Here is a 23252-nt window from a genome sequence, read left to right as displayed (position 1 = left end):
CGGCTCACCCTTGTCGGCACTCCGATCGGCAACCTCGACGACGCCTCAGCCCACCTGCGGGCCGCAATCGAGTCCGCCGATCTCATCGCCGCTGAGGACACCCGCCGGTTCCTCGGCTTGGCCGAACGCCTCGGACTTCGCCACACCCGGGAGATCACCAGCCTGTTCGATCACAATGAGGAGGCCAAAGCCGAATTCCTCATCGACGAGGTCGCAGCCGGCAGGCACGTCGTGCTCCTCACCGATGCCGGGATGCCGGCCGTCTCCGACCCCGGATTCCGGGTCGTCGCCGCCGCCTACGCCCGCGGCGTTACCGTCACCGCCGCCTCGGGCCCGTCAGCCGTCATCACCGCCCTCGCCCTGTCCGGGCTGCCGAGCGACCGGTTCGCCTTCGAGGGTTTCCTGCCCCGCAAGGCAGGGGAGCGGCGCAGGAAGCTGGACGCACTGGCCGCCGATGAGCGCACGCTCGTGTGCTTCGAAAGTCCCCACCGGCTCGTCGACGCGCTTGCCGATCTGGAGGGCGCGTGCGGACCCGGTCGGCAGATCGCGGTGTGCCGGGAGCTGACGAAGACCTACGAAGAGGTCATCCGCGGCACCGTCGCCGAGGTGCGCGCGCGAGTCGGCGATGGGGTGCGCGGAGAGATCACCCTCGTCATCTCCGGGGCCTCACGCGAGGCCGCCGACGCCGGTGACTACGTCGAGGAGATGCGCAGGCTCGTCGACGCCGGCATGCGGGTCAAGGACGCTGCTGGCGAAGTCGCCTCCCGGCACGGGGTGTCCAAGCGGCAGGCGTATGAAACGTACCTGCAGGCGGAGCGTTAGACTGAGCGTCTATGACGTTCTACCTCACCACAGCGATCGCCTACCCCAACGGCACCCCGCACATCGGCCACGCCTACGAATACGTCGCCGCCGACATCATCGCCCGATTCAAACGACTCGACGGTGAGCAGGTCTTCATGCTCACCGGCACCGACGAGCACGGGCTGAAGATGCAGCAGACCGCCCAGCGTGAGGGCATCACCAGCCGCGAGCTCGCCGACCGCAACGCCGCCAAATTCCGGCACCTGCACGATGCGCTCGGCTCGACGTACGACCGGTTCATCCGCACCACCGACGCCGACCACTACGCGGCCAGCCAGGAGCTGTGGCGGCGGATGGAAGCCGCCGGTGACATCTACCTCGGCTCCTACTCCGGCTGGTACTCCGTGCGCGATGAAGCGTACTTCGCCGAAGACGAGACCGAGGTGCGTGACGGCGTGCGCGTGGCTGTGTCCACCGGCGCGGAGGTGACGTGGACGGAGGAGGAGTCCTACTTCTTCCGGCTGTCCCGCTACGCCGAACCGCTGCTGAAGCTCTATGAGGAGCGTCCCGAGTTCTTCGGGCCCGAGGGCCGCCGCAACGAGATCGCCTCATTCGTCCGCTCCGGACTCAACGACCTGTCGATCTCCCGGACCACCTTCGACTGGGGTGTGCCGGTGCCCGGCGATGAGACGCACGTGATGTACGTGTGGGTCGACGCGCTGACGAACTACCTCACCGGTGCCGGCTTCCCCGGCGCGGCCAGCTCCGGTGACCGATTCGAGCAGGTGTGGCCGCCGAATGCGCAGATCATCGGCAAGGACATCGCCCGCTTCCACGCCGTGTACTGGCCAGCCTTCCTCATGAGCGCCGGCATCACCCTGCCCGAGCGCATCCACGCCCACGGCTTCCTCTTCAACGCAGGCGAGAAGATGTCGAAGTCCGTCGGCAACGTCGTCAACCCCTATGACCTCATCGATGCCTTCGGACTCGACACCCTGCGGTTCTTCCTGCTGCGCGAGATCTCCTACGGCCAAGACGGCTCCTACTCACAGGAGTCGATCATCACCCGCAAGAACACCGATCTGGCCAACGAGTACGGCAACCTCGCCCAGCGCTCCCTGTCGATGGTCGCAAAGAACTGCGGCGGCCAGGTGCCTGCCCCAGGCTCGCTCACCGCCGAGGACGAGGAGCTGCTGGCACTGGCCCGCGGCGTGCTGCCTGAGGCGCGCCGGCATATCGATGTGCAGAATCTGCACCTCTACGTCGGTGCCTGCTGGAAGGTGCTGTCTGAGGCGAACAGATACTTCTCGGCCCAGGAGCCCTGGAAGCTGAAGAAGACAGACAATGCCCGGATGGAGACCGTGCTGTGGGTGACCCTGGAGGTCGTGCGCATCATCACGCTGCTCATCCAGCCGGTGATGCCCGAATCGACTGGGAAGATCCTCGACCAGCTCGGTGTGCCGGCAGGCGAGGCGGCCGCAGCAGCCGGTGCCCGCAACGTCCACGCCGCCAATGAGGGCGCCCCGGCGATCACCCCGGTGCACGTCGGTGGAGCCGCAGACAGCACAGGCACACCGGGGGCGGGCCGGCCCGAACCGGCTCGTCTGTTCACCGCAGTCGACACCCCGCTGGCCGCAGGCACGCCGCTGCCCAAGCCGGCTCCGGTATTCCCCAAGTTCCAGGTGGAGGAGTAAGGCTCAATGGCATCACGGGCTGCAGGCACGTATCCCGAGGTTCCCCAACCGCTGAATACACCTGGGGTCGACACCCACTGCCACCTCGACATCGGCGTGGGCGCACGCGGGCCGATCAAGGACGGTGAACCCGCTCCGGAGGTCGAACCCGAAGCAGACGAGACCTTTCCGCCGCTGTCGTTCTTCTTCGACACCGCAACGGCTGCCAACATCACGCGCATCGTGCAGATCGGCTGCGAGATGGCCTCGGCTCGCTGGACCGCCGAGGTCGTCGCCGCCGAGGCCGCCGCTGGTCGTGACTGGATGCTCGGCGGGGTGGCGATCCACCCGAACGAGGCGCCCCGGCTTGCCGTCGCCGGCCTGCTGGAGGAGTCGCTGACCGAGATCGAGCAGCTCGCCGGTGCCGAGCGGATCCGGGTGGTCGGCGAGACCGGGCTCGACTACTACCGCACCGCCGACGACGGTGCGGCCGACCAGCAGGAGTCCTTCCGCGCCCACATCGAGATGGCCAAGCGGCTCGACAAGGTGCTTCAGATCCACGACCGCGAAGCGCACGCCGATGTGCTGCGCATCCTCGCAGAGGAGGGCGCACCGGCCAAGACGGTGTTCCACTGCTTCTCCGGCGACGTCGAGATGGCCCGCATCTGCGCCGAGCGCGGCTATTACATGTCGTTTGCCGGCAACGTCACCTTCAAACGCTCCGACGACCTGCGGCATGCCGCCTCCGTCGTGCCCGATGAGCTGCTGCTCACCGAGACCGACGCCCCCTTCCTCACACCGCATCCGCACCGCGGCAAGCCCGGCGGACCGTACCTGACGGCTCTGACGGTCCGGAAGCTCGCTGAGGTGCGCGGTGTCGGCGAAGCCCACATCGCCGAGGTCACGACCGCCAACGCCGAGCGGATCTTCGGCTCCTGGGCACTGAACTGAGAGCGGGCTGAACTGAGAACGGGCTGAACCGTGCAGGCAGGGACGCGCCGGCGATCACCGGCGGTGGGTGGCCGCCTGCACATGCGCCTCGATACGCGCAGCTGTCGAGAGTCCTCGGTTGTTGGTGATCTGGGAGACGAACAGCAGTGCAGTCCCGGCAGACAGCCAGCCGGCTGCCGCAAGCAGCACGATGCCCAGCTGCGGACGGAGCTGGGCATCGTAGGAGTCGGGAAGTGCCACCGCGGCACTCGTTCCGACGAGCAGACCGATTGCGGCGACAGCGACGCTGGTGAGGAAGACGCATCCGAGGCCGACGAGATAGAGGACGATGGCGACGCCGGGCAGCACTCCGGCCGGCAGCGCCTGGAAGACCCGTCCGCCGCGCAGCGAAGCGAGCGCAGCCCGCGCGCGGAAGCCGACCGCCCCGACGACGATGAGCAGTGCGTGCAGTGCGATCCACAGAGCCAGCGGCAGCAGCCCGAACCGACCCAGCTCGTGGGCCGTATCGACGAGCACGGCGGCCGGCAGCTTCTGCGGCAGCCAGCTGAAGAGGCCGTAGATCCAGCCGCTTGCCAGGATGAGGAAACCGGCGGCGGAGAAGATGAGCGTGCTGGTGAGCTGCCGATTCAGCAGTCCGCGCAGACGCAGAATCTGCTGGTGCGCAGGCAGTGAGCTCACGGTGTGCCCGGCAGGTGTGCCGCCGGTGGGAATAGCGCGAGTCGGGTCGACCATACACCTCAGCCTACGCGTGCATCGGCACTGGGTCGGCGCATGAGCACACCCCGCGCCTCCGGCTGCGTCACAGGCCGTGTGACCCTGATTCCTGGGCTCGACAGTGCCGCTGACCAGGGCAGACCCACCGCATATGTCACAGCTTTGCAATGTTGGTAACGGTTCGGTTACGCTGGGTCTCGTTCTCATCGCCGCCTCCACCGCACAGCAGGCTCGGCGGTGCCGGCCCACCGGGGCCACAAGAGCACTGACATGGAGCCCGCCACCGCGGGCTGGCATATGCAGAGAGTCTATTGGGGTAGTTACGTGATTCCATCCATTCGCAATCGCAAGGTGCAGATCGTCGCGCAGTCGGTCGTCATCTCCGCGCTCGTCGGCGGCACCGGTGCCTTCGTGGCGCTCAACAAGCCCGTCAACGTCACGGTCGACGGCGAAGCCGAGCAGGTCCGCAGCTTCGGCTCGACCGTCGACGACGTGCTCGCCGCACAGGACATCACGCTCGACGAGCGCGACCAGGTCCAGCCCAGCCGCAGCAGCCAGGTCGAACGCGACATGAACATCGTCGTGAACAAGGCCAAGGACCTCGACCTCACCGTCGACGGCAAGCCGATGGACGAATGGACCAACGCCTCGACCGTCGGACAGGCCCTGGCCGACCTCGGCATCGAACACGAGGGCGCTGAGGTTTCCGTCTCGCTGGATGACAAGATCAGCGACGGCGAGACCATCGACGTCACCACTGCGAAGACCGTCAACGTCATGGCCGACGGCAAGACTCAGCCTGTCGAGGCCGCCTCGAAGACCGTCCAGGATGTCATCAGCGAAGCCGGCATCGAGCTCGGCACCGACGACATCACGTCTGCCCCGCTGACCTCCAACGTCTACGACGGTCAGGTCGTCAATGTCATGCGCGTGGTCAACGAAGAGAAGACCGAGACCGAGACGATCAAGAAGAAGGTCACCGTCAAGAAGGACTCCTCGCTGCCGCGCGGTGAGAAGAAGGTCGAGAAGAAGGGCAAGGACGGCAAGCGCGAGGTCGTCTTCAAGGTCCGCGCGGTCAACGGCGACGAGGTCAGCCGCGAAGAGGTCTCCTCCAAAGACATCGAGAAGCCGGTCGAAGAGGTCGTCGTCGAGGGCACTAAGGCCCCGGAGAAGAAGCGCGAATCCGACAAGGGCTCGCGGAGCAAGGACGAGCGCGGCTCCGGCGGCTCGGACAACTCCGAAGGCAACGACTCCGACAACTCCGAGGACAACTACTCCGGCAGCATGACCACCGCCCAGATCAAGGAGATGCTCGGCGGGCCCGGCTCCAAGTGGTACTCGATCGCCAAATGCGAGTCGAACTTCAACCCGCGGGCGATCAACCAGTCCAACCGCGCCCACTTCGGGCTCTTCCAGTTCAAGCTCGCCACCTGGCGTTCGGTCGGCGGCTCCGGCAACCCGATCGACGCCAGCCCCCAGGAGCAGTTCAAGCGCGCCAAGATCCTGCAGCAGAAAGCAGGATGGGGACAGTGGGCCTGCGCCTGATCTGAAGCCAGCCATCACCTCGGGCCCGGTCATCGCACCGGGCCCGAGGTGTGTCATCCCGTACCCTGGTCAGGTGGCCAGACGCCTGGAAGGGGGCATCCGTGAAGAAGTCGCAGACCGACATCGACGAAGCCGAGCAGCGCCGCCGGCTGGGCAACACCGACTTCGACATCGAACCGGAGCTGCTCAACGAAGCCGCCGCCACGGTCTCCACCGGCGCCAAGCGGCTCAACCGCACGTGGGTCGAGCTCATCATCACCGGCCTGTTCGGCGGCATCGACGTGTCCTTCGGCATCCTCGCGATGATCCTCGTGCTGCAGGCCACCGGCAGCGACATCCTCGCCGGCATGGCCTTCGGCATCGGCATGTTCGCCCTCAAGATGGCCCACTCGGAGCTGTTCACCGAGGAGTTCCTGCTGCCCATCCACGCGATCGCAGCCGGACAGGGCACCTGGCTCCAGCTGCTGCGGCTGTGGAGCGTCAAACTCGTGACCAACCTCGCCGGCGGCTTCGCCTTCATGTGGCTGACGGTGCTCGCCCTGCCGGACTACCACGGCACCCTCGTCGACAAGGCGGCCAGCTACGTCGACAATCCCTCGCTGCTCGTGATGATCTGCCTGTCGCTGCTCGCCGGCGCCTCCATCACGCTCACCACCCGCATGCAGCAGGGCACCGACAACCACGTCGTCTTCGCTGTCATCTCGATGATCTCCGGGCTCATCGTCATCGGGCTGGGTCTGCTGCACGGTGCACTCAACGCGATGATCATCTTCGGCGCGATGGTCGCCGGAGCTGACATCTCGGTCACAGACTTCCTTGTGTGGATGGCGATCGTCATCCCGTTCAACATGCTCGGCGGGCTGCTCATCATCACGCTGCCGCGGATGGCGCGCACATGGCGGATCCTGCGGGCAGTGCGCCGCGGTGAGCTGAGCTTCGAAGACCTCGAAGAAGAGGCAGCCCGCGACTGAGCCTGCGTGCTGGCTGCGGTTCCACGACGGAATTGGCACTCGAGTTGACCGAGTGCCAAGCAGCGCTCTAAAGTCGAATTAGCACACTAAGCCAATGAGTGCTAACAGCCCCTGAAGCGGATCGGCACGCTCGGCACCCGCGACGACGAGCAGGCCACAGCACTACCCAGTGCCCGCCGCAGGACGCTGTTGAGGACTACAGACAAAGGAGAGTGTCCGCACATGTCGGTCTCCATCAAGCCGCTCGAAGATCGGATCGTCATCCGTCAGGTTGAAGCCGAGCAGACCACTGCATCCGGCCTCGTCATCCCTGACACCGCCAAGGAGAAGCCGCAGGAAGGCGAAGTCGTCGCCGTGGGCCCGGGTCGCGTCGCCGACAACGGCACCCGCGTGCCGCTCGACGTCGCCGTGGGTGACAAGGTCATCTACTCCAAGTACGGCGGCACCGAGGTCAAGTACGCAGGTGAGGAATACCTCGTGCTCTCGGCGCGTGACGTGCTCGCCGTCATCGGCTGAGCATCTGCGCCTGAGCAGACTGTTCGTACTTCACAGAAGGAAGTGACACATGGCTAAAACACTTCAGTTCAACGACGACGCGCGCAAGGCCCTTGAGCGCGGCGTCAACGTGCTGGCCGACACCGTCAAGGTGACCCTCGGCCCGCGCGGCCGCAACGTCGTGCTCGACAAGCAGTGGGGCGCTCCGACCATCACCAACGATGGTGTGACGATCGCCCGCGAGGTCGAACTCGACGATCCGTACGAGAATCTCGGCGCCCAGCTGGCCAAGGAAGTCGCCACCAAGACCAACGATGTCGCCGGTGACGGCACCACGACTGCGACCGTGCTCGCTCAGGCCTTCGTCCACGAGGGCCTGCGCAACGTCGCTGCCGGTGCCGCCCCCAGCCAGCTCAAGCTCGGCATCGAGAAGGCTGTCGAACTCGTTGAGGAGAAGCTGCGGGAGACCGCCCGCGACGTCTCCGGCTCCGAGGAGATCGCCCACGTCGCCGCGCTGTCGGCGCAGTCGCGTGAGATCGGCGAGATGATCGCCGAGGCCTTCGACAAGGTCGGCAAGGACGGCGTCATCACCATCGACGAGAGCCAGGCCGCATCGGTCGAGCTCGAGTTCACCGAGGGTATGCAGTTCGACAAGGGCTACCTGTCGCCGTACTTCGTCACCGACGCAGACCGCCAGGAAGCCGTCCTCGACGACCCCTACATCCTCATCAACCAGGGCAAGATCTCCAACATCCAGGATCTGCTCCCGGTGCTGGAGAAGGTGCAGCAGGCCTCCAAGCCGCTGCTCATCGTCGCTGAGGACGTCGAAGGCGAAGCTCTCTCGACCCTCGTGGTGAACAAGCTGCGCGGCATCCTCAACGTCGCTGCCGTCAAGGCACCGGGCTTCGGCGACCGCCGCAAGGCAATCCTCGAAGACCTCGCCGTGCTCACCGGCGGCACCGTCGTCACCGCCGACATGGGCATGAAGCTCGACCAGGTGACGCTCGACGATCTGGGCAACGCCCGCACCGTCACCGTCACCAAGGATTCGACGACCGTCGTCGACGGTGCCGGTTCCGATGACGCAGTGTCCGACCGGGTGGCGCAGATCCGCGCCGAGGTCGAGAACACCGATTCGGACTGGGACCGCGAGAAGCTGCAGGAGCGCCTGGCCAAGCTGGCCGGCGGCGTGGCAGTCATCAAGGTCGGTGCCGCGACCGAGGTGGAGCTCAAGGAGCGCAAGCACCGCGTCGAGGACGCAGTGTCGGCCACCCGCGCCGCCATCGAAGAAGGCATCGTCGCCGGCGGCGGCGCAGCCCTCGTCCACGCCGGCAAGGCCCTGGAGAACGTCGACCTCGGCATCTCGGACGACGCCCAGACCGGCCTGACGATCGTGCGCCGCGCGATCGGCGAGCCGCTGCGCTGGATCGCCGAGAACGCCGGCCAGGACGGCTACGTCGTCGCCTCGAAGGTCGCAGAGCTCGACGCCGGCCAGGGCTTCAACGCCGCCACCGGCGAGTACAGCGATCTCATCGCTCAGGGCATCATCGACCCGGTCAAGGTGACCCGTTCGGCGCTGCGCAACGCAGCCTCGATCGCAGCACTCGTGCTCACCACCGAGACCCTCGTCGTGGAGAAGCAGGAAGAAGAGGACGAGGACTGACCCTCTGCCTCTGAGCTTGCCTCAGCACAGACACCGCGCCCCTGGGATAACCTCCCAGGGGCGCGGTGCTGTCATCAGAGCCAGCGGGTCCGGCGGCGGGCCGCTCACCCGATCATTGAAGCCGCCATCCCTGTGAAGTAGGGGACGAGCCAGATGATCCACACGATGAGCGAGAAGCGGTGAAAGGTGCCCTTGGCCTCCTCGGTGCCGCGGATCATGACGATGACGGCCCACACGAAGTGGATGGCCATGAGCAGCAGCGCCAGCGCGCCGGTGAGCGCCATCGTCAGACTGAGGAACCCGGCAGCTGAGCCGGCGAAGAAGTTCGCATCCCCGGATTCGGCGATGCGGCGCATGAATTCGGTGCCGGTGGCATCGCAGACGAGACCGAGGCCGAAGAACACGACATGAGTCCAGGTGAGGTTCCTGCGCAGGTGCTCGGCCCAGACGCCGACGGTGTAGAAGATGAGCGCGAGGGTGATGAAGATGATGGCAGGTGTCAGCATGCCGCCATCGTCGCACGGCAGGAAGCCGCGCACCTCGGGCCAGGGGCTGATCTCGGCATCAGCCGAATGGTTGACTCCGGCTGCAGGAGGCGCCCAGAATCCTCGGCGCGAGCGAAGAGGACTGCTGAACCCGTAGGCTGGGCACATGCCTCGCAGTCCGCTGCCCCCACGAGAGGGGATCTCCGCCACGCGCCTGCGCGCCCCCGGCGGGCATGAGACCCACGCGCTTTCCGACGCCCCGGTGCCGGGCAGCGTCGATGAGATGCTCGCCGTCCTCGTGCCGGGCTCCACACCCGAGGCGCGGGCTGCTCTCGTGGCCGACGGCCGCCTGTGCACCGCCGAGGCCGGACCCGCCCGGCTGGAGGACCCGGTCATCCCCGGAGCGTTCTACTGGTTCCACCGCCCGGTGCCGCCCGAGCCCCGGGTGCCGTTCGAGATCGGCATCGTGGACGAGGACGAGGATGTGCTCGTCGTCGACAAGCCGCACTTTCTGGCCAGCACCCCCAACGGCCGGTTCGTACGCGAATGCGCCGTCACCCGGCTGCGCGTCGACCGCCGCGAACCGGATCTCGTCGCCATCCACCGACTCGACCGGGTCACTGCCGGGCTGCTCGTGCTCTCGCGCCGGCCGGAATCCCGTGGACGCTATCAGCGGCTGTTCCAAGACCGGAAGGTGACGAAGACCTACCGGGCGCTGGCAGTGCTGCCGCTGGGCTTCGACCCGGGCTCGTTGCCCGGTGAGCGCCGCACCCGGCTGGAGAAGACCGCTGGTGACCGCCAGGTCCGCGAAGTGCTCGGTGAGCCCAACGCCCACACCCGGATCCGGCTGACAGCCGTGCACGAGGTGCCAGCCGGCGGCCAGGTGCCCACCGCCTCGGGAACGGGGGAGGGAGGCGTAAGCATCGGGGAGTTCGAGCTGCAGCCGGTGACCGGCAAGACCCACCAGCTGCGGGTGCACATGCACGCACTGGGCCTGCCGATCCTCGGCGACCCGGTCTATCCGGTCGATGACAACCCGGATCCCTACGACTTCTCCTCGCCCTTGCAGCTGCTGGCATCCGCGCTCGCCTTCACCGACCCGTTGACCGGACAGCAGCGGCGGTTCGCCACCGGGCTGCGGCTCGACGCGGCCGCCGCGTGGGCGCAGCTGGGTGGATGAGGATGTCACAGGGCTGCCACTGCAGCGCAACCTGAGGTGGGCCGGCCCGCCATTACAGTGGCACCATGACCGATCCCAACCCGCCTTCGGACCGGACTGTGCCCCCGCAGCCTCCCCAGCCGCCAGCGCAGCGGACGCCGCCGGGACCGCGTGTGCCGCACCCGCGCCGTGAGGAGCCGTACATGTACGCTGCCGGTGTGCCGCGGGTCGACGGGCGCTACGATCTCAGCGAACTCGACCGGCAGCGCGAGGAGGTCTTCTCCGATAACGGCGAGAAGCCGATCAGATGGCTGCCGCGCTTCGGTCGGGCCGTACTCGTCAGCCTCGCACTGGCCGCAGCCGGGGCCGTCATCGTCTTAATCGTCGGGGCGGAGATGCTGCTCGGCAAGACGGGAGAGGTCGTCCCGGCCGAGCACGCGGGACTCATGGGCCTCATCTTCCTCGTCGTCCTGTCCTGGATGTTCCCATTCATGGACTACAGCATGGTCTTCTCCACCGCTGGTCAGAAGTGGCTGCCGGTTGCGGCGTTCATCTTCGCGACCTCGGCGGTGAACGCCGGGCTGCTGACAGTCTCGACGCTGGTGTGGCCGTACGTGGTTGACTTCGCACCTTCGGGGCTCTTCATCGACAGCTGGGAACCGGATGCGGCACACCTGCTCGTGGTGTTCCTGTGCTGCTGGTCCGTGACGCTTTCGGTTCTCGGTGGGGCTGTCTTCATGGTGCGCATGATGGCGGTCAACCCGATCATCGCCTTCATCCTCGGTGGCGGCTGGGTGCTCGGCAGCATGGGCCTGACGGTCGGAATCGTCATGTTCATCAAGGCTGTGCCGGCCTACGACACGACAAGCGTCATGGTCCCGGCCGGGATCACCCTCGCAGTTGTCATCTTCCTGTTCGTCTGCCTCATGCCGGTCACGTCTCTGCGCAGGCCGACTCCGGAGCCCACCGGCCCCTGTACAGGAGGACATCGCCGGTGAGCCACCCGCCTGAGCACGCGGAGCGCCTCGGTGTGCGCAGCGTTGTGACCTTCCGGCGGATCGCCGAACGCGACGCTGACCTCAGCGGCCGGCCAGCCGGTGCTCCAGGCCCCGCTTCACCGTGGGCCATTCGCAGGCGATGATCGAATAGACCGCCGTATCCCGCAGCACTCCGTTGAACAGCTGGTGGGAGCGCAGCACCCCATCGGACTTCGCGCCGAGGCGTTCGATCGCCGCTCGGGACTGGAAGTTGTGGAAGTGCGTGCGGAACTCCACCGCAATGCAGTCAAGGGCCTCGAACGCGCGGGTGAGAAGCAGCAGCTTCGCCTCTGCATTCACTCCGGTGCCCTGCACGGCAGGAGACAGCCACGTCGAGCCGATCTCGACCCGCCGGTTGGCGGCATCGATGTTCATGAACGTCGTCATGCCCACCGGCCGGCCGTCTGCCACGACCGCGAACGGCGCCATCGACCCAGCCGCCTGCAGGCCCTGCCGGCGCTCGATCTCATCAGCCATCGCCTCGGGCGCGGGCACACTCGTCACCCACGAGGACGGGAGGTCCCCGACGGCGGCGGCCAGCGCCTCGGCGTCGGAGACCTCGACCCGGCGCAGCAGCACCCGTGTGCCGGCCAGCTGCGGGGTCGCGGCGAAGGCATGGGGAACAGACACATCGTCGTGATCGCTCATGGGCTCAAGTGTAGGACTTTGCCGAGGCGTGGGCAGAGTCACAGCCGGAGCTGCAGTCGGGCTTCGCCCTGGGTGTGGTGCCGGGCCGCTGCGACGGACTACGATTGAGCCAGCGACCCCACGCCGTATTCCGCCTCGGGAGGTAGACACAGGTGAACATCGAGCAGCACTTCAAAGCAGCAGAGGATCCCTTCGCGCTGACCGGACTCACCTACGACGATGTGCTGCTGCTGCCCGGGGACACCGACGTCATCCCGTCCGAGGCCTCGACGACGACGCGGCTGACCCGCGAGATCGACATCAACATCCCGCTGCTGTCGGCAGCGATGGACACGGTGACCGAATCGCGGATGGCGATCGCGATGGCGCGCATCGGCGGCATCGGCATCCTGCACCGCAACCTGAGCAAGGAAGACCAGGCCGACCAGGCCGACTACGTCAAGCGCAGTGAATCGGGCATGATCAACGACCCGCTGACGATCACCGCCGACCGCAGCCTCGCCGAGCTCGACGAGCTGTGCGGGCAGTACCGGATCTCCGGCCTGCCGGTCGTCGATGAGAACAATGTGCTCGTGGGCATCATCACCAACCGGGACCTGCGCTTCGTCTCCCGCAAGGACTTCGCCACCACCACCGTCGGCGAGATCATGACGCGCTCACCGCTCGTCACCGCCCCGGTTGGCGTCTCCGCTGAGCGGGCCTTCGAGCTGCTGGCCGAGAACAAGATCGAGAAGCTGCCGCTGGTCGATGACGCCAACGTCATCCGCGGCCTCATCACCGTCAAGGACTTCGTCAAAAGCGAGGAATACCCGCTGGCGACGAAGGACGATGAGGGACGGCTGCGCGTCGGCGCTGCCGTCGGCTTCTACGGCGACGCCTACGACCGCGCCGGACTGCTCGCCGAAGCCGGCGTTGATGTGCTCGTCGTCGACACCGCCAACGGCCACGCCCGCGGAGTCACCGAGATGATCCGCGCCCTGAAGAAGGACCCGAAGTTCGCCGGCGTCCAGGTCATCGGCGGCAATGTCGCCACCCGGATGGGCGCCCAGGCGCTTATCGACGCAGGCGCTGACGCCATCAAGGTCGGTGTGGGGCCCGGCTCGATCTGCACCACCCGCGTCGTCGCCGGCGTCGGCGTGCCGCAGGTGACCGCCATTCACCTGGCCCACCAGGCCGCCCGTGAGGCCGGCGTGCCGGTGATCGGCGACGGCGGACTGCAGTACTCCGGCGACATCGGCAAGGCACTTGTCGCCGGTGCCGATTCCGTCATGGTCGGCTCCCTGCTCGCCGGCTGCAATGAGAGCCCCGGTGAGCTCATCTTCGTCAACGGCAAGCAGTACAAGGCCTACCGCGGGATGGGCTCGCTCGGTGCGATGGCCCCGCGCAAGGGCGCCTCGTACTCCAAGGACCGCTACTTCCAGGCCGATGTGTCGACCGACACCGACCTCATCCCCGAAGGCGTCGAGGGCCGGGTCGCCTACCGCGGTGAGCTCAAGCAGGTCGCCTATCAGCTCACCGGCGGGCTGCGGCAGACGATGTTCTACGTCGGCGCGCGTACGATCACCGAGCTGAAGGAGAAGGGCCAGTTCGTCCGCCTCACCGCAGCCGGGCTCAAGGAGAGCCACCCGCACGACATCCAGATGACGGTCGAGGCGCCGAACTACACGGTGAAGTGACAGTGGCTGCTGCCGAGAAGCCGCAGGCGGCACCAGTGGACGGGCCTGCCCCGGCAGGGGAGCGCGCACCGTCGGTGTCCGAGCTGACAGCCAGTGCGCAGAACTACCTCAAGATCATCTGGAGCGTCCAGGAATGGGATCGGGAGCGCACACCCGTCCAGCCCAGCATCATCGCCGAGAAGGCCGGCCTGCGGATGTCGACGGTCTCCGATGCGATCAAACGCCTCGGCAGACAGGGACTGGTGACCCACACCCGCTACGGTGCGGTGTCGCTGACCGAGGAGGGTCGGGCGCATGCGGTGCAGATGGTGCGCCGCCACCGGCTCATCGAGACCTTCCTCGTCCAGGTGCTCGGCTACGGCTGGGATGAAGTCCACGATGAGGCCGAAGTGCTCGAACACGCCGTCTCCGATGAGCTCGTCGACCGGATCTCAGCCCACCTCGGCAACCCCGGCCGCGACCCGCACGGCGACCCGATCCCAGCCGCCGACGGTCAGGTCGCCACACCTCGGGCCCGGCAGCTCACCGACTGCGAACCCGGATCCGACTACCGGCTCGAGCGGATCTCAGATGCCGATCCGGAACTGCTGCAGTTTCTCGCCGACCGCGGCCTCGACGTCGGTGCCGTGTTCACACTCGCCGCCGGAGAGCAGTTCTCCGGCACCCGCATACTCCAGCGCCGCGGCGCTGATGACCTGACCCTCGGCGATGCCGCGGCGGCAGCGATGTGGGTCTCAGCCGTCGGAGCCGTTGGGTCAGAGCGGTGAGGATGTACTTGCAATCGACCCGACGCAGCGGGTGCTGAACGCTGCGAACCGGCAGCTCATCTTCTCTCTACCGGCGGACAGGTATTCCCGAGGGGCGCAGTCCGCCCCTGAGCCCCCGGTTGCTCATATCGGACCGCTGCGTCATGACGGAGCTTGCACCTGCGTCGAGCAGTTCTGGCATTGCTTCCTCGCCACGCCCCGGAGGAGCAGACGAGCTTGTTCCTGGCCACCTTCTCAGCCTGTGGAAGAGATCGCCAGGGCTGTGAGCGCGACAATGCTTGAGAGGGTGCGGGCATGGTTACATGTGTTCCAGCGGGCGTCGAAATCCTGGCGAGCCCTGCGCTGTTGTTGCTCAGTATCGACGGGAGCCACCTCGAGGGCACGGTTCAGAGGCACATTCCCGACGGCGGTGATGACGAAGGTGAGCACTGAGCAGGCAGCGCCCGCGACGAGCCAGCCGAAAGGTGTCGGCTCTTCTCGACCGATGATCAAGATCGCGCTTGCTATGGCGGTGAGCGGTGCGGCGCAGAAGACGCTGAGGAACCAAACGTTCAGGATTGACCTATTGATAGCGCGGAATGCTCGGACGTAGCTGCGGTCGTCCAGGCGTCGGAACCCAGGGTAGATTGCGCAGGAGAACACGAAGAACAGGCCGGCCAGCATCCCGTTGGTGATGAGGGAGACCGCGAGCGCCGCCGTGGATGCGAAGGCCAACACGATGCTTACTCAGCCCGTGGGGCGAGCAGACGATCGAGGGTGACGTCGATGCTCGTCTCCACTCGGATGCTGCGGTGGCCGCGCGGCGCGAGCAGCCCCTGTTCGCCGGCCCGGTACAGCTCGGCGAGGCTCTCTGCGATGTGCGGGCGGAATCCCGCATCGATCAGCGCGTCGGCCCAGGCCTCCTCGGGCATCGTGGCGACATGTAGCTTGCGCCCGAGGCCCTCACCGAGCATCATGGCGACATGACGTTCTGTGTAGGAGGGGCCGATGATATCGATGGCCTCGCTACGGGTGGGTGGTGAGAGTAGCATCTGGGCTGCTACGGCTCCTATGTCGCGGGTCGCGACCATGGGAAGCGGTACGTCGGCCGACGCCGCGAACACCGGATAGATGCCGCTGTTTCGGGCGACGTCGATCACGTCGGACACTTTCTCCTGAAAGTGACCCGGGCGCAGCGCGGTCGCTGTCGTACCGGTCGCGAGGAGTGCCTGCTCTAATCGGTGCAGCCCCGTGACCGGGCCGGTGCCTTCGGCCAGGTCTGCTCCACCTGATGAGAGCACGACGACGTGCGGTACCTGCTGGGCAGCGACCGCACCCGTGATCGAAGCAATCAGCGCGTCGGCGTGAGCTCCGAGGTTATCGGCGGTCAGATCGAACGGCAGCAGCACGAATAACCCTGCTACGTCGTCGAGTGCATCGCTCAACACCGCCTGATCTTCCAAAGAGGTGATCCGTGTCTCGGCGCCTTGTGTCTCCCACGCTTCCCCATCCGACTTACGGCGCACGAGAACGCGCACGTCGACCCCTGCATCGAGCAGTATCTGTGCGGTCACCGATCCGACTCTGCCTGTGGCCCCTGCAATGGCGTACATAGTAGTTCCTCCCGGAATATTCGTTTGACTGTTCCTCTACGCTATGCACCACTGTCTGGCGAAACCATGCTCGAAAGGACATCTTTCTTGCTCGTGCATCCGGTCTCGCGGAGTATCTGTTCGTTCGTGTGGCACGATTGCATCATGGACGTCACCCAGCGCGTTGAACATCAGGATCGGCTGGCACGCGTACTCCACACGCTCCGAATGCGCAGCACCTTCTACTGCCATGCCGAGCTCTCGGAGCCGTGGGCGCTGGAGATGCCCGCGATCGCCGACTCTGTGAGCTTTCACGTCGTCACCGCAGGGACGTGCTGGCTACGCTTGCCCGAAGCGGATCCGATCGAGATGCGCGCTGGAGACCTCGCCCTTGTTCCTCACGGCCTTGGTCATGACCTGCTGAGCGAAGACGACGCGCGCCGCGGCCCGAGGGTCGACCAGCTGCCCCAGGAGTATGTGAATCCTCTGTATTCAATACTCAAATATGGGGGTCCTGGCCGTGCAGCGCAGTTGATCTGCGGCATTGTGTCGTTCGACGATCCCGCTGCCCGCGAGTTGATGCGCACTCTGCCCGCTGTGCTCTTCATCGGTGGTGACGCTCTCTCTGCAGCGTCCTCGATCAAGGACACGCTGCGTCTGATGGCGGGTGAGCTCTCCCACCCACAGATCGGCGGCGAAGCCGTCGCCACCAGACTCGCCGACATTATTGTCGTCCAAGCGATCCGCTCCTGGCTCATGAACGGTGCGACGACGCCTGCGGGTTGGTTGCGCGCACTCGAAGACCAACGAATCGGTCGCGTGATCGAAGCAATCCACCATGACCCTGGCAATGAGTGGAGCCTCGACCGCCTCGCACAGCTTGCAACGATGTCGAGGTCGTCGTTCAGCAACCGCTTCACGACACTTGCCGGTGAATCACCGATCGCATACCTCACTCGCTGGCGCATGAGCGTTGCCGCATCAAGGTTGCGTGACGAGGACATCACCGCCACCCGTCTCGCCGCCGAACTGGGGTACCAATCGGAGGCTGCGTTCAATCGCGCCTTCACCCGAATCAACGGATATACCCCCGGCTCCGTCCGTCGACGACAGCGCCAATAGCCGAAGCGCGACAGCACTACTGCTCCGAGGTGCCCCGTCGATGCGGCGGCCAGCCGCGCGGGATCTCCCGGCTGCGTCCGGGACCAGGATCGGCCGGTGGCTATGCGCACTGGGCGTCGGTCTCCTCGCGTGACGTCCCGCCTGAGGTGAGTGAGAAGGAGATCGAGGGTGTCGTCCGGTTCGTCCGCGAGCGCGGCCCGCTGACCGAGCGGCAGCTCTTTCGGCGCCCGCCGCTGGGGTCCCGGCTGATTCCACTCTGCGGTGCGCGAGGCTGTCAGGCGCGGTGAGGTGACCCGCATCGGCGGCCGCCGGCTCGCTGCTCCGCCGGCACCACCTCAGCGGATGGACTGACCTGCTGCAGCTCAGGCCGTTGCGGCTGCCCGGCGGCGGCGCTTGAGCTGCCGGGCGATGACCCCCTGGCGGGGGCTGAAGAGGTAGATGAGGGTGAAGACGAAGCCCTGAGCGAGCACGATCATGCCGCCCGACGCGGTATCGGCGTAGTAGCTGGTGTACAGGCCGATGAGCGAGCAGCCGACCGAGATCGCCGGGGCGAGGATGAGCATCATGCTCATCCGGTTCGTCAGCAGGTAGGCCGAGGCGCCGGGGATGATGAGCATCGCCACGACCAGGACGACGCCGACGATCTGCAGGGTCGCCACCGCGGTGACGGCCAGCAGGGCGAGCATGACCGCGCCGATGAGCCGCGGGCTCATGCCGATCGCATGTGCATGGGTCGGGTCGAAGGCGTAGAGCGTGAAGTCGCGGCGCTTGACCAGCACGACAAGCAGCACGGCGAGCGTGAGGATGAGGATCTGGGTGAGGTCCTGCCGGGAGACGCCGAGGATGTTGCCGAAGATGATGTGCGTGAGGTCCGTGTCCGAGGGGGTGACGGACACGAGCACGACGCCCAGGGCGAAAAGCGTGGTGAACACGATGCCGATCGCGGCATCCTCCTTGACCCGGGAGGTGTCGCGCACCGTCCCGATGAGGATGACGGCGAGGAACCCGAATGCGAGCGCGCCGATGGCGAACGGCACGTCGAGGACATAGGCGAGCACGACCCCGGGCAGCACCGCATGGGAGACGGCATCGCCCATAAGCGACCAGCCGATGAGCACCAGCCAGCATGACAGCAGCGCACACACGATCGAGACCATGACCGCGGCGATGAGCGCGCGGGTCATGAACTCATAGGAAACCGGGTCGGCGAGCAGGTGGATGATGTTCAATGCCGTTCACCGTCCCAGTTCCCATCGCTGGCCGCAGCGTCGCCGACAGTCGGGGCCCCGCCGGCAGCCGGGGTCTCGCCGGCCCGCCGGTTGCCGGTCGGCCTGTCGGTCGGCCGGCCGAGCGGGTCGAGTCCGAAGGCCAGCGCCAGGTTCTGCGGACGCAGCACCTCGGCAGGCGAGTCGTGCAGCAGCACACGCCGCATGAGCAGGATCGCCTCATCGGCCAGATCCGGCAGCGCGTGCAGATCGTGGGTGGACACGACGATCGTCGTCCCGGCATCGGCGGCCTCGCGCAGCACCGTCGAGATCATCTGCTCAGAGCGCTTGTCGACGCCGGCGAAGGGCTCATCGAGCAGCAGCACCGAGGCCTCCTGCGCCAGGCCCCGGGCGACGAAGGCGCGCTTGCGCTGCCCGCCGGAGAGCTGGCCGATCTGCCGGCCGGCCAGCTCGGTGAGCTCGACGCGGGCCAGTGCGGCCTCGACGGCGTCCTGGTCGGCCCGCGTGAGTCGGCGGGTGATCCCGGTGCGCCCGTAGCGGCCGGTGCCCACCACCTCGCGCACGGTGATCGGGAAGTCCCAGTCGACCATCTCGGCCTGCGGCACGTACCCGATGAGCCCGGCCCGCCGGGCCTTGGCAGGCGGCAGGCCGGCGATGCGCACGGAACCCGCCTGCGGTTTGAGGCTGCCGACGATCGACTTGAACAGGGTGGACTTACCGGCGCCGTTCATGCCGACCAGACCGCAGATGCGGCCGCGGCCGATGACGGCGCTCGCCTCGTCGAGAGCCAGCACTGAGCCATAGCGCACCGTGACGTTCCGGACCTCCAGGGCGGTGGACGCGCCGGGTCCGGGCGGGTGCGCCGCAGGCTGGTGCGGGGGTCGGGGAGGGGTCATCGGTGTCCAGTCAAGCGCAGCCGGATGAACGACGCCGGTGAGACTGCGGCGGCCGTCATGCGCCTGCGGCCCCGGTCAAAGCATCGGCGATGGTCTCGGCATCGTGGGTGATGAGATCGAGGTAGGTCGGCACGGGGCCGTCGGCGGTGGTGAGCGAGTCGACGTAGAGGGTGCCGCCGAAGCTCGCGTTGGTGGCGTCGACGACCTGCTGCATCGCCTTGTCGTTGACGGTCGATTCGCAGAACACGGCCGGGACGTCGTTTTCGCGCACGAACTCGATGGTCGAGGCGACCTGCTGCGGGGTCGCCTCGTGCTCGGCGTTGACCGGCCAGATGTACTTCTCCGTCAGCCCGGCGTCGCGGGCGAGGTAGGAGAAAGCGCCTTCGCAGGTGACGAGCGCACGCTGGTTCTCCGGCAGGGTCTCAAGCGTGTCGGTCAGCTTAGTCTCGACTTCGGTGAGCTTGGCAGTGTAGTCCTCGGCGTTGGCTTCGAAGTCCGCAGCGTGGTCGGGGGCGAGCCCCGAGAAGGCCGTCACCATGTTCTTGGCGTAGATCGCGGTGTTGGCAGGTGACATCCAAGCGTGCGGGTTCGGCTTGCCGGCGTAGGCGTCCTCAGTGATGTCGATCGGCCTGATGCCCTCGCTGAGCACGACGTGCTTCGTGCTGGCGACGTCGATGAACTGCTCGAACCACTTCTCCAGGCCCATGCCGTTCTCGAGGACGAGGTCGGCTTCCTCAGCGTGCCGGATGTCGCTGGGGGAGGGCTCGTAGCCGTGGATCTCCGCGCCTTCCTGCGTGATCGACTCCACCCGCAGGTGATCGCCTGCAACGTTGGCGGCGATGTCCTTGAGGACGGTGAAGGTGGTGAGCACCAGTGGGCGGTCGTCGTCCGTGCCCGAGGTGGCTGCTGGGCTGCAGGCGGACAGTGCCAATGCGGCTGCGCTCATCAGGCCGGTGATGAGAAGGGGGATGCGCCGGGTGCGGCTGTGCGCGCGAGGTGAGCGCAGGCGATGGAGGGGGGATCGGAATGCCATGGCATCACAATAGTTCTCCGCAGCGAATCTTCAAAGTTCGCATATGCGAACTATTTGATGTGCGCAAGCGAGCGCCGGGTGCTGGGTCGGCTTAGGGATCTCAGTCCGTCTTCTGCCGGCCGATCCCGCGATAGTGCCGCAGCTGCTCCGGGGTGAGCCTGCGGAACAGGGCTTCCTGGGCGACCGAGGCGACGAGCACGCCGTCGGCTGTGGTGATGTCGCCGGTGTACAGACCGCGGCCGTAGGCGGCGGAGCGCGGGGCGTAGTCGCACAGCACCCAGTCGTTCATGTTCACCGGCCGGTGGAACCACAGCGAGTGATCGAGGCTGGAGCCGGACTTGAACTCATCGGTATTGAACGCCCCCAGACCTGATGAGATGTCGGATAGGTAGGTCAGGGCGCAGATGTGCAGCAGTTCGGAATTGCCGAGGTCTTCTGTGCAGCGGGCCCAGAACCGGACCGGGTAGTCGGTCGTGGCGAGAGGCTGGTCGGTGCTGCGGGCTTCGAAGGAGAACATCCGCGGCATCGGCGTGGGGTCCCCGAACCGGATCCCGGCCTCGGCGGCGGCCGTCGGGCCCTGCAGGTCGGGGCTTTCGTTGCCGCGGGTGAAGTTGATGGCCATATTGAAGATGACATCGCCGTCCTGGGTGGCGACGACCCGGCGGGCGGAGTAGGAGCCGCCGTCGCGGTCCCGGAAGACCTGGAAGACCGTCGGCCGGGCGGCATTGCCCGGGCGCAGGAAGTAACCGTGCAGGGAGTGCGGCTTGCGCTCCTCATCGACGGTCAGGGCCGCGGCGTGCACGGACTGCGCTGCGACCTGCCCGCCGTAGAGGGCATAGGGCTCATCGAAGACGTAGCCGGCGCGGTAGATGTTCTTGTCGATCTTCTCCAGCTGCATGAGGTCGAGGAACGAGCCCTCGCCGGTTTCGCTGGGTGAGAAGAGCACATCGCTCACAGGTTTCCTCCGCTTTCATCAGGTGCGCTGCCGGTGGCCGACGGATTTCGCCGTCTGCTCCGATCCTAGCGACCCATGCATGCGGACTCCGCGCGCCGCCGCGCCGTCACACTCCAGCGCAAACTGGCGTCATCAGCCAGGACTGTTAGAGTGGCGGACAGACATGGGGTGCCCGGCAGGCCGGGCTGAGAACACACCCATCGAACCTGATCTGGATCATGCTGGCGAAGGGATTGTCATGACGCAGCAGCACGCATCTGCCGCCGCACAGGCGGCGGACTCGGTACCCGACCTCGTAGCGGCTGCCACCGCGGTGCGGGAGTCGAATCCGCTCGTCCAGTGCATCACGAACACCGTCGTGCAGCCGCTGAGTGCCAATGCACTGCTGGCAATCGGCGCCTCACCGGCGATGATCAACCACGAAGCCGATGCCGCCCAGTTCACCCGCATCGCCGACGGCCTGCTCATCAACTTCGGTACCGCCAGCTCCCACAACTTCCTCGCCGCCGACGCCTCCATCACCGCCGCCCGTGAGACCGGCACCCCCTGGGTGCTCGACCCCGTCTCCTACGGTGTCATCGACTACCGCACCACCCGCATCAAGCAGGCCCTGACCTGGCAGCCGACCGCCATCCGCGGCAACGCCTCCGAAGTCGCAGCCCTGGCCGGCACCGGTGCCGGTGCTCGCGGCGTCGACTCCACCGACGAGGTCGAAGCCGTCCTGGAGGCTGCGATCCAGCTCTCCCACGCACTCGGCTCCGTCGTCGCTGTCTCCGGCGAGGTCGACGCGATCGTCCACGCCGGTGAGCAGGTGCGCATCGCCCGGGTCTCCGGCGGTTCGGACTACATGCCGCTGGTCGTGGGCACCGGCTGCTCGCTCGGCGGTGTCGTCGCCGCCTACCTCGGCGCTCTGCCGGCCGACCCGTTCGCCGCGGTCGTCGCCGCCCACGCCCACTATGCAGCCGCCGGTACCCGCGCGGCCAGCACGAGCCGCGGGCCCGGCAGCTTCGCCGTCGAGTTCCTCGACGCCCTGCATTCCGTCACCGCCGCGGACATCGCCGCAGTCAGCGTCAGCTACGACACCGTGGAAGTCACCGCATGAGCCACGATCGCCTCGGCGAGGTCGACACCGCCCTGTACTTCATCACCGACACCGCCCAGTGTGCTGCCGCCGGCCGGTCGGTGGCCGAGACCGTCGCCGAGGCGGTGGCCGGCGGGGCGGGAATGGTCCAGATCCGGGATAAGGACATCACCGACGACGCCATGTACGACCTCACCTGCGATGTGCTGCGAGCCGTCGACGAGGTGCTCGGCGATGCGAAGATCACCCGGCCGGTGCCGGTGTTCGTCAACGACCGCGTCGCCGTCGTCGAACAGCTCAACAGCGAAGGACACCTCGTGCACCTGCACGTCGGCCAGGACGACATGCCGTTTGCCGAAGTCCGCCAGCACATCGGCCAGGAGGCCCTGCTCGGGCTCTCGGCCACCACCCCAGATCAGTTCGCCGCCGCCCGTGAGGCCGGCACCGTCGACCTGCTCGGCGTGGGCCTGGCGTTTCCGACGACGACGAAGAAGAACGCCCGCGACGTCCTCGGCCCCGAGAAGATCCGCGCGCTCGCCGGCGAAGCCGGCCTGCCGGTCTTCGGCATCGGCGGCATCGACCTGGCAGGTGCTGCCAAGATGCACGGCACCGGAGTCGCCGGCATCTGCGTCGTCTCCGCCATCTGCACTGCCGCCGACCCGCGCGCAGCCGCTGCCGGGATCAAGACCGCGTTTCTCACCGGCCAGACACCCGACACCGAGGACCGGACTGAGACGCACGACGACACCGGCTCCCACACTGCAGACGGAGGACGCTGAA

General features: G+C 66.9%; 23 protein-coding genes and 1 riboswitch. Of the genes, 14 read left to right on the top strand and 9 right to left on the bottom strand.

The genetic code is table 11. The annotated features are described in order from the left end of the window. From rsmI to M3B11_RS09120, 3 genes are all read left to right on the top strand, one after another. Positions 1–822: 16S rRNA (cytidine(1402)-2'-O)-methyltransferase (rsmI, locus tag M3B11_RS09130; protein ID WP_259877186.1), on the top strand; the 822-nt coding region annotated here is incomplete at its 5' end. Between the two features lie 11 nt (positions 823–833). Continuing rightward, complete coding sequence (metG, locus tag M3B11_RS09125; protein WP_259877185.1) at positions 834–2498, top strand: methionine--tRNA ligase; 1665 nt, start codon at positions 834–836, stop codon at positions 2496–2498. 6 nt (positions 2499–2504) lie between these two features. Further along, positions 2505–3428, top strand: a complete 924-nt coding sequence (locus M3B11_RS09120; protein WP_259877184.1) for a TatD family hydrolase — start codon at positions 2505–2507, stop codon at positions 3426–3428. Positions 3429–3482: 54 nt separating this feature from the next. Here the strand turns inward: M3B11_RS09120 and M3B11_RS09115 are convergent, their stop codons facing one another. Further along, positions 3483–4160: a hypothetical protein gene (locus M3B11_RS09115; protein WP_259877183.1), complete on the bottom strand. Its 678-nt coding sequence runs from the start codon at positions 4158–4160 to the stop codon at positions 3483–3485. A gap of 306 nt (positions 4161–4466) precedes the next feature. Between M3B11_RS09115 and M3B11_RS09110 the strand changes: the two genes are divergently transcribed. The 4 genes from M3B11_RS09110 to groL all read left to right on the top strand — a co-directional run bounded on the left by M3B11_RS09110 (position 4467) and on the right by groL (position 8816). Beyond that, the gene (locus M3B11_RS09110) at positions 4467–5687 is read left to right on the top strand and encodes a resuscitation-promoting factor (protein WP_259877182.1); all 1221 of its coding nucleotides are present in this window, start codon (positions 4467–4469) and stop codon (positions 5685–5687) included. A 101-nt stretch (positions 5688–5788) separates the two neighbouring features. Beyond that, the gene (locus tag M3B11_RS09105) at positions 5789–6658 is read left to right on the top strand and encodes a formate/nitrite transporter family protein (RefSeq protein ID WP_259797740.1); all 870 of its coding nucleotides are present in this window, start codon (positions 5789–5791) and stop codon (positions 6656–6658) included. Positions 6659–6880: 222 nt separating this feature from the next. Then, a complete protein-coding gene (gene groES / locus M3B11_RS09100) occupies positions 6881–7174 on the top strand; it encodes a co-chaperone GroES (protein ID WP_170275095.1) in 294 nt (97 codons plus the stop codon). A 49-nt stretch (positions 7175–7223) separates the two neighbouring features. Further along, positions 7224–8816: a chaperonin GroEL gene (gene groL, locus M3B11_RS09095; RefSeq protein ID WP_191726710.1), complete on the top strand. Its 1593-nt coding sequence runs from the start codon at positions 7224–7226 to the stop codon at positions 8814–8816. A 104-nt stretch (positions 8817–8920) separates the two neighbouring features. Here groL and M3B11_RS09090 read toward each other — a convergent pair whose 3' ends face one another. Next, positions 8921–9322 (bottom strand): HsmA family protein, encoded by a 402-nt coding sequence (locus tag M3B11_RS09090; protein ID WP_259877181.1) that lies wholly within the window; start codon positions 9320–9322, stop codon positions 8921–8923. Between the two features lie 145 nt (positions 9323–9467). Here M3B11_RS09090 and M3B11_RS09085 point away from each other — a divergent pair, with 145 nt between their 5' ends. Together M3B11_RS09085 and M3B11_RS09080 are read left to right on the top strand one after the other, a co-directional pair. Next, positions 9468–10481 carry a pseudouridine synthase gene (locus M3B11_RS09085; protein ID WP_259877180.1) on the top strand — a complete coding sequence of 338 codons (1014 nt, stop codon included), beginning with the start codon at positions 9468–9470 and terminating at the stop codon, positions 10479–10481. A 65-nt stretch (positions 10482–10546) separates the two neighbouring features. Further along, a complete protein-coding gene (locus M3B11_RS09080) occupies positions 10547–11458 on the top strand; it encodes a hypothetical protein (protein WP_259877179.1) in 912 nt (303 codons plus the stop codon). 81 nt (positions 11459–11539) lie between these two features. Here the strand turns inward: M3B11_RS09080 and M3B11_RS09075 are convergent, their stop codons facing one another. After that, positions 11540–12145, bottom strand: coding sequence for a GNAT family N-acetyltransferase (locus M3B11_RS09075; protein WP_217006457.1), 606 nt, complete (start codon positions 12143–12145; stop codon positions 11540–11542). A gap of 152 nt (positions 12146–12297) precedes the next feature. On the opposite strand from M3B11_RS09075, the gene guaB reads away from it, so the two are divergent. Further along, positions 12298–13821 carry an IMP dehydrogenase gene (gene guaB / locus M3B11_RS09070; protein ID WP_259877178.1) on the top strand — a complete coding sequence of 508 codons (1524 nt, stop codon included), beginning with the start codon at positions 12298–12300 and terminating at the stop codon, positions 13819–13821. Further along, on the top strand, positions 13818–14588 hold the full coding sequence (locus tag M3B11_RS09065; RefSeq protein ID WP_311197780.1) for a metal-dependent transcriptional regulator: 771 nt from the start codon (positions 13818–13820) through the stop codon (positions 14586–14588). Before guaB ends, M3B11_RS09065 begins: the two co-directional genes overlap by 4 nt. Before the next feature lie 234 nt (positions 14589–14822). Here M3B11_RS09065 and M3B11_RS09060 read toward each other — a convergent pair whose 3' ends face one another. Both M3B11_RS09060 and M3B11_RS09055 read right to left on the bottom strand, forming a co-directional pair. Beyond that, positions 14823–15305 (bottom strand): DUF1772 domain-containing protein, encoded by a 483-nt coding sequence (locus tag M3B11_RS09060; protein ID WP_259877177.1) that lies wholly within the window; start codon positions 15303–15305, stop codon positions 14823–14825. Positions 15306–15310: 5 nt separating this feature from the next. After that, positions 15311–16141: an NmrA family NAD(P)-binding protein gene (locus M3B11_RS09055; protein ID WP_259877176.1), complete on the bottom strand. Its 831-nt coding sequence runs from the start codon at positions 16139–16141 to the stop codon at positions 15311–15313. Positions 16142–16324: 183 nt separating this feature from the next. Between M3B11_RS09055 and M3B11_RS09050 the strand changes: the two genes are divergently transcribed. After that, entirely contained in the window at positions 16325–17281 is a 957-nt protein-coding gene (locus M3B11_RS09050; RefSeq protein WP_217006460.1) for an AraC family transcriptional regulator, read from the top strand. A 362-nt stretch (positions 17282–17643) separates the two neighbouring features. Here M3B11_RS09050 and M3B11_RS09045 read toward each other — a convergent pair whose 3' ends face one another. From M3B11_RS09045 to M3B11_RS09030, 4 genes are all read right to left on the bottom strand, one after another. After that, entirely contained in the window at positions 17644–18510 is an 867-nt protein-coding gene (locus M3B11_RS09045; RefSeq protein WP_259877175.1) for a metal ABC transporter permease, read from the bottom strand. Beyond that, positions 18507–19403 carry a metal ABC transporter ATP-binding protein gene (locus tag M3B11_RS09040; RefSeq protein ID WP_259877174.1) on the bottom strand — a complete coding sequence of 299 codons (897 nt, stop codon included), beginning with the start codon at positions 19401–19403 and terminating at the stop codon, positions 18507–18509. Before M3B11_RS09040 ends, M3B11_RS09045 begins: the two co-directional genes overlap by 4 nt. A 55-nt stretch (positions 19404–19458) precedes the next feature. Beyond that, the gene (locus M3B11_RS09035; protein WP_396121554.1) at positions 19459–20436 is read right to left on the bottom strand and encodes a metal ABC transporter substrate-binding protein; all 978 of its coding nucleotides are present in this window, start codon (positions 20434–20436) and stop codon (positions 19459–19461) included. Positions 20437–20536: 100 nt separating this feature from the next. After that, on the bottom strand, positions 20537–21391 hold the full coding sequence (locus tag M3B11_RS09030; protein WP_259877173.1) for an acyl-CoA thioesterase II: 855 nt from the start codon (positions 21389–21391) through the stop codon (positions 20537–20539). Between the two features lie 154 nt (positions 21392–21545). Beyond that, positions 21546–21642, top strand: a riboswitch (TPP riboswitch). On the opposite strand from M3B11_RS09030, the gene thiM reads away from it, so the two are divergent. Next, on the top strand, positions 21630–22493 hold the full coding sequence (thiM, locus tag M3B11_RS09025) for a hydroxyethylthiazole kinase (RefSeq protein WP_259877172.1): 864 nt from the start codon (positions 21630–21632) through the stop codon (positions 22491–22493). Its footprint overlaps the riboswitch before it by 13 nt. Further along, positions 22490–23251 carry a thiamine phosphate synthase gene (thiE, locus tag M3B11_RS09020; RefSeq protein ID WP_259877171.1) on the top strand — a complete coding sequence of 254 codons (762 nt, stop codon included), beginning with the start codon at positions 22490–22492 and terminating at the stop codon, positions 23249–23251. Before thiM ends, thiE begins: the two co-directional genes overlap by 4 nt. Position 23252: the final 1 nt, after the last annotated feature.

Origin of the sequence: Brevibacterium sp. p3-SID960 (assembly GCF_025144725.1) — a bacterium.
Lineage (GTDB): Bacteria > Actinomycetota > Actinomycetes > Actinomycetales > Brevibacteriaceae > Brevibacterium.
The sequence above is the reverse complement of the archived record's forward strand: the minus strand, read 5'-3'. Positions and strand labels throughout refer to the sequence as shown.

Excerpts from the sequence above, each read along its gene's own strand:
- thiM (WP_259877172.1), top strand. The coding sequence starts at position 21,630 with ATGACGCAGCAGCACGCATCTGCCGCCGCACAGGCGGCGGACTCGGTA.
- M3B11_RS09115 (WP_259877183.1), bottom strand. The coding sequence starts at position 4,160 with ATGGTCGACCCGACTCGCGCTATTCCCACCGGCGGCACACCTGCCGGG.
- groES (WP_170275095.1), top strand. The coding sequence starts at position 6,881 with ATGTCGGTCTCCATCAAGCCGCTCGAAGATCGGATCGTCATCCGTCAG.
- M3B11_RS09050 (WP_217006460.1), top strand. The coding sequence starts at position 16,325 with ATGGACGTCACCCAGCGCGTTGAACATCAGGATCGGCTGGCACGCGTA.
- M3B11_RS09075 (WP_217006457.1), bottom strand. The coding sequence starts at position 12,145 with ATGAGCGATCACGACGATGTGTCTGTTCCCCATGCCTTCGCCGCGACC.
- M3B11_RS09090 (WP_259877181.1), bottom strand. The coding sequence starts at position 9,322 with ATGCTGACACCTGCCATCATCTTCATCACCCTCGCGCTCATCTTCTAC.
- M3B11_RS09035 (WP_396121554.1), bottom strand. The coding sequence starts at position 20,436 with ATGGCATTCCGATCCCCCCTCCATCGCCTGCGCTCACCTCGCGCGCAC.
- thiE (WP_259877171.1), top strand. The coding sequence starts at position 22,490 with ATGAGCCACGATCGCCTCGGCGAGGTCGACACCGCCCTGTACTTCATC.
- M3B11_RS09085 (WP_259877180.1), top strand. The coding sequence starts at position 9,468 with ATGCCTCGCAGTCCGCTGCCCCCACGAGAGGGGATCTCCGCCACGCGC.
- groL (WP_191726710.1), top strand. The coding sequence starts at position 7,224 with ATGGCTAAAACACTTCAGTTCAACGACGACGCGCGCAAGGCCCTTGAG.
- M3B11_RS09080 (WP_259877179.1), top strand. The coding sequence starts at position 10,547 with ATGACCGATCCCAACCCGCCTTCGGACCGGACTGTGCCCCCGCAGCCT.
- metG (WP_259877185.1), top strand. The coding sequence starts at position 834 with ATGACGTTCTACCTCACCACAGCGATCGCCTACCCCAACGGCACCCCG.
- M3B11_RS09040 (WP_259877174.1), bottom strand. The coding sequence starts at position 19,403 with ATGACCCCTCCCCGACCCCCGCACCAGCCTGCGGCGCACCCGCCCGGA.
- M3B11_RS09120 (WP_259877184.1), top strand. The coding sequence starts at position 2,505 with ATGGCATCACGGGCTGCAGGCACGTATCCCGAGGTTCCCCAACCGCTG.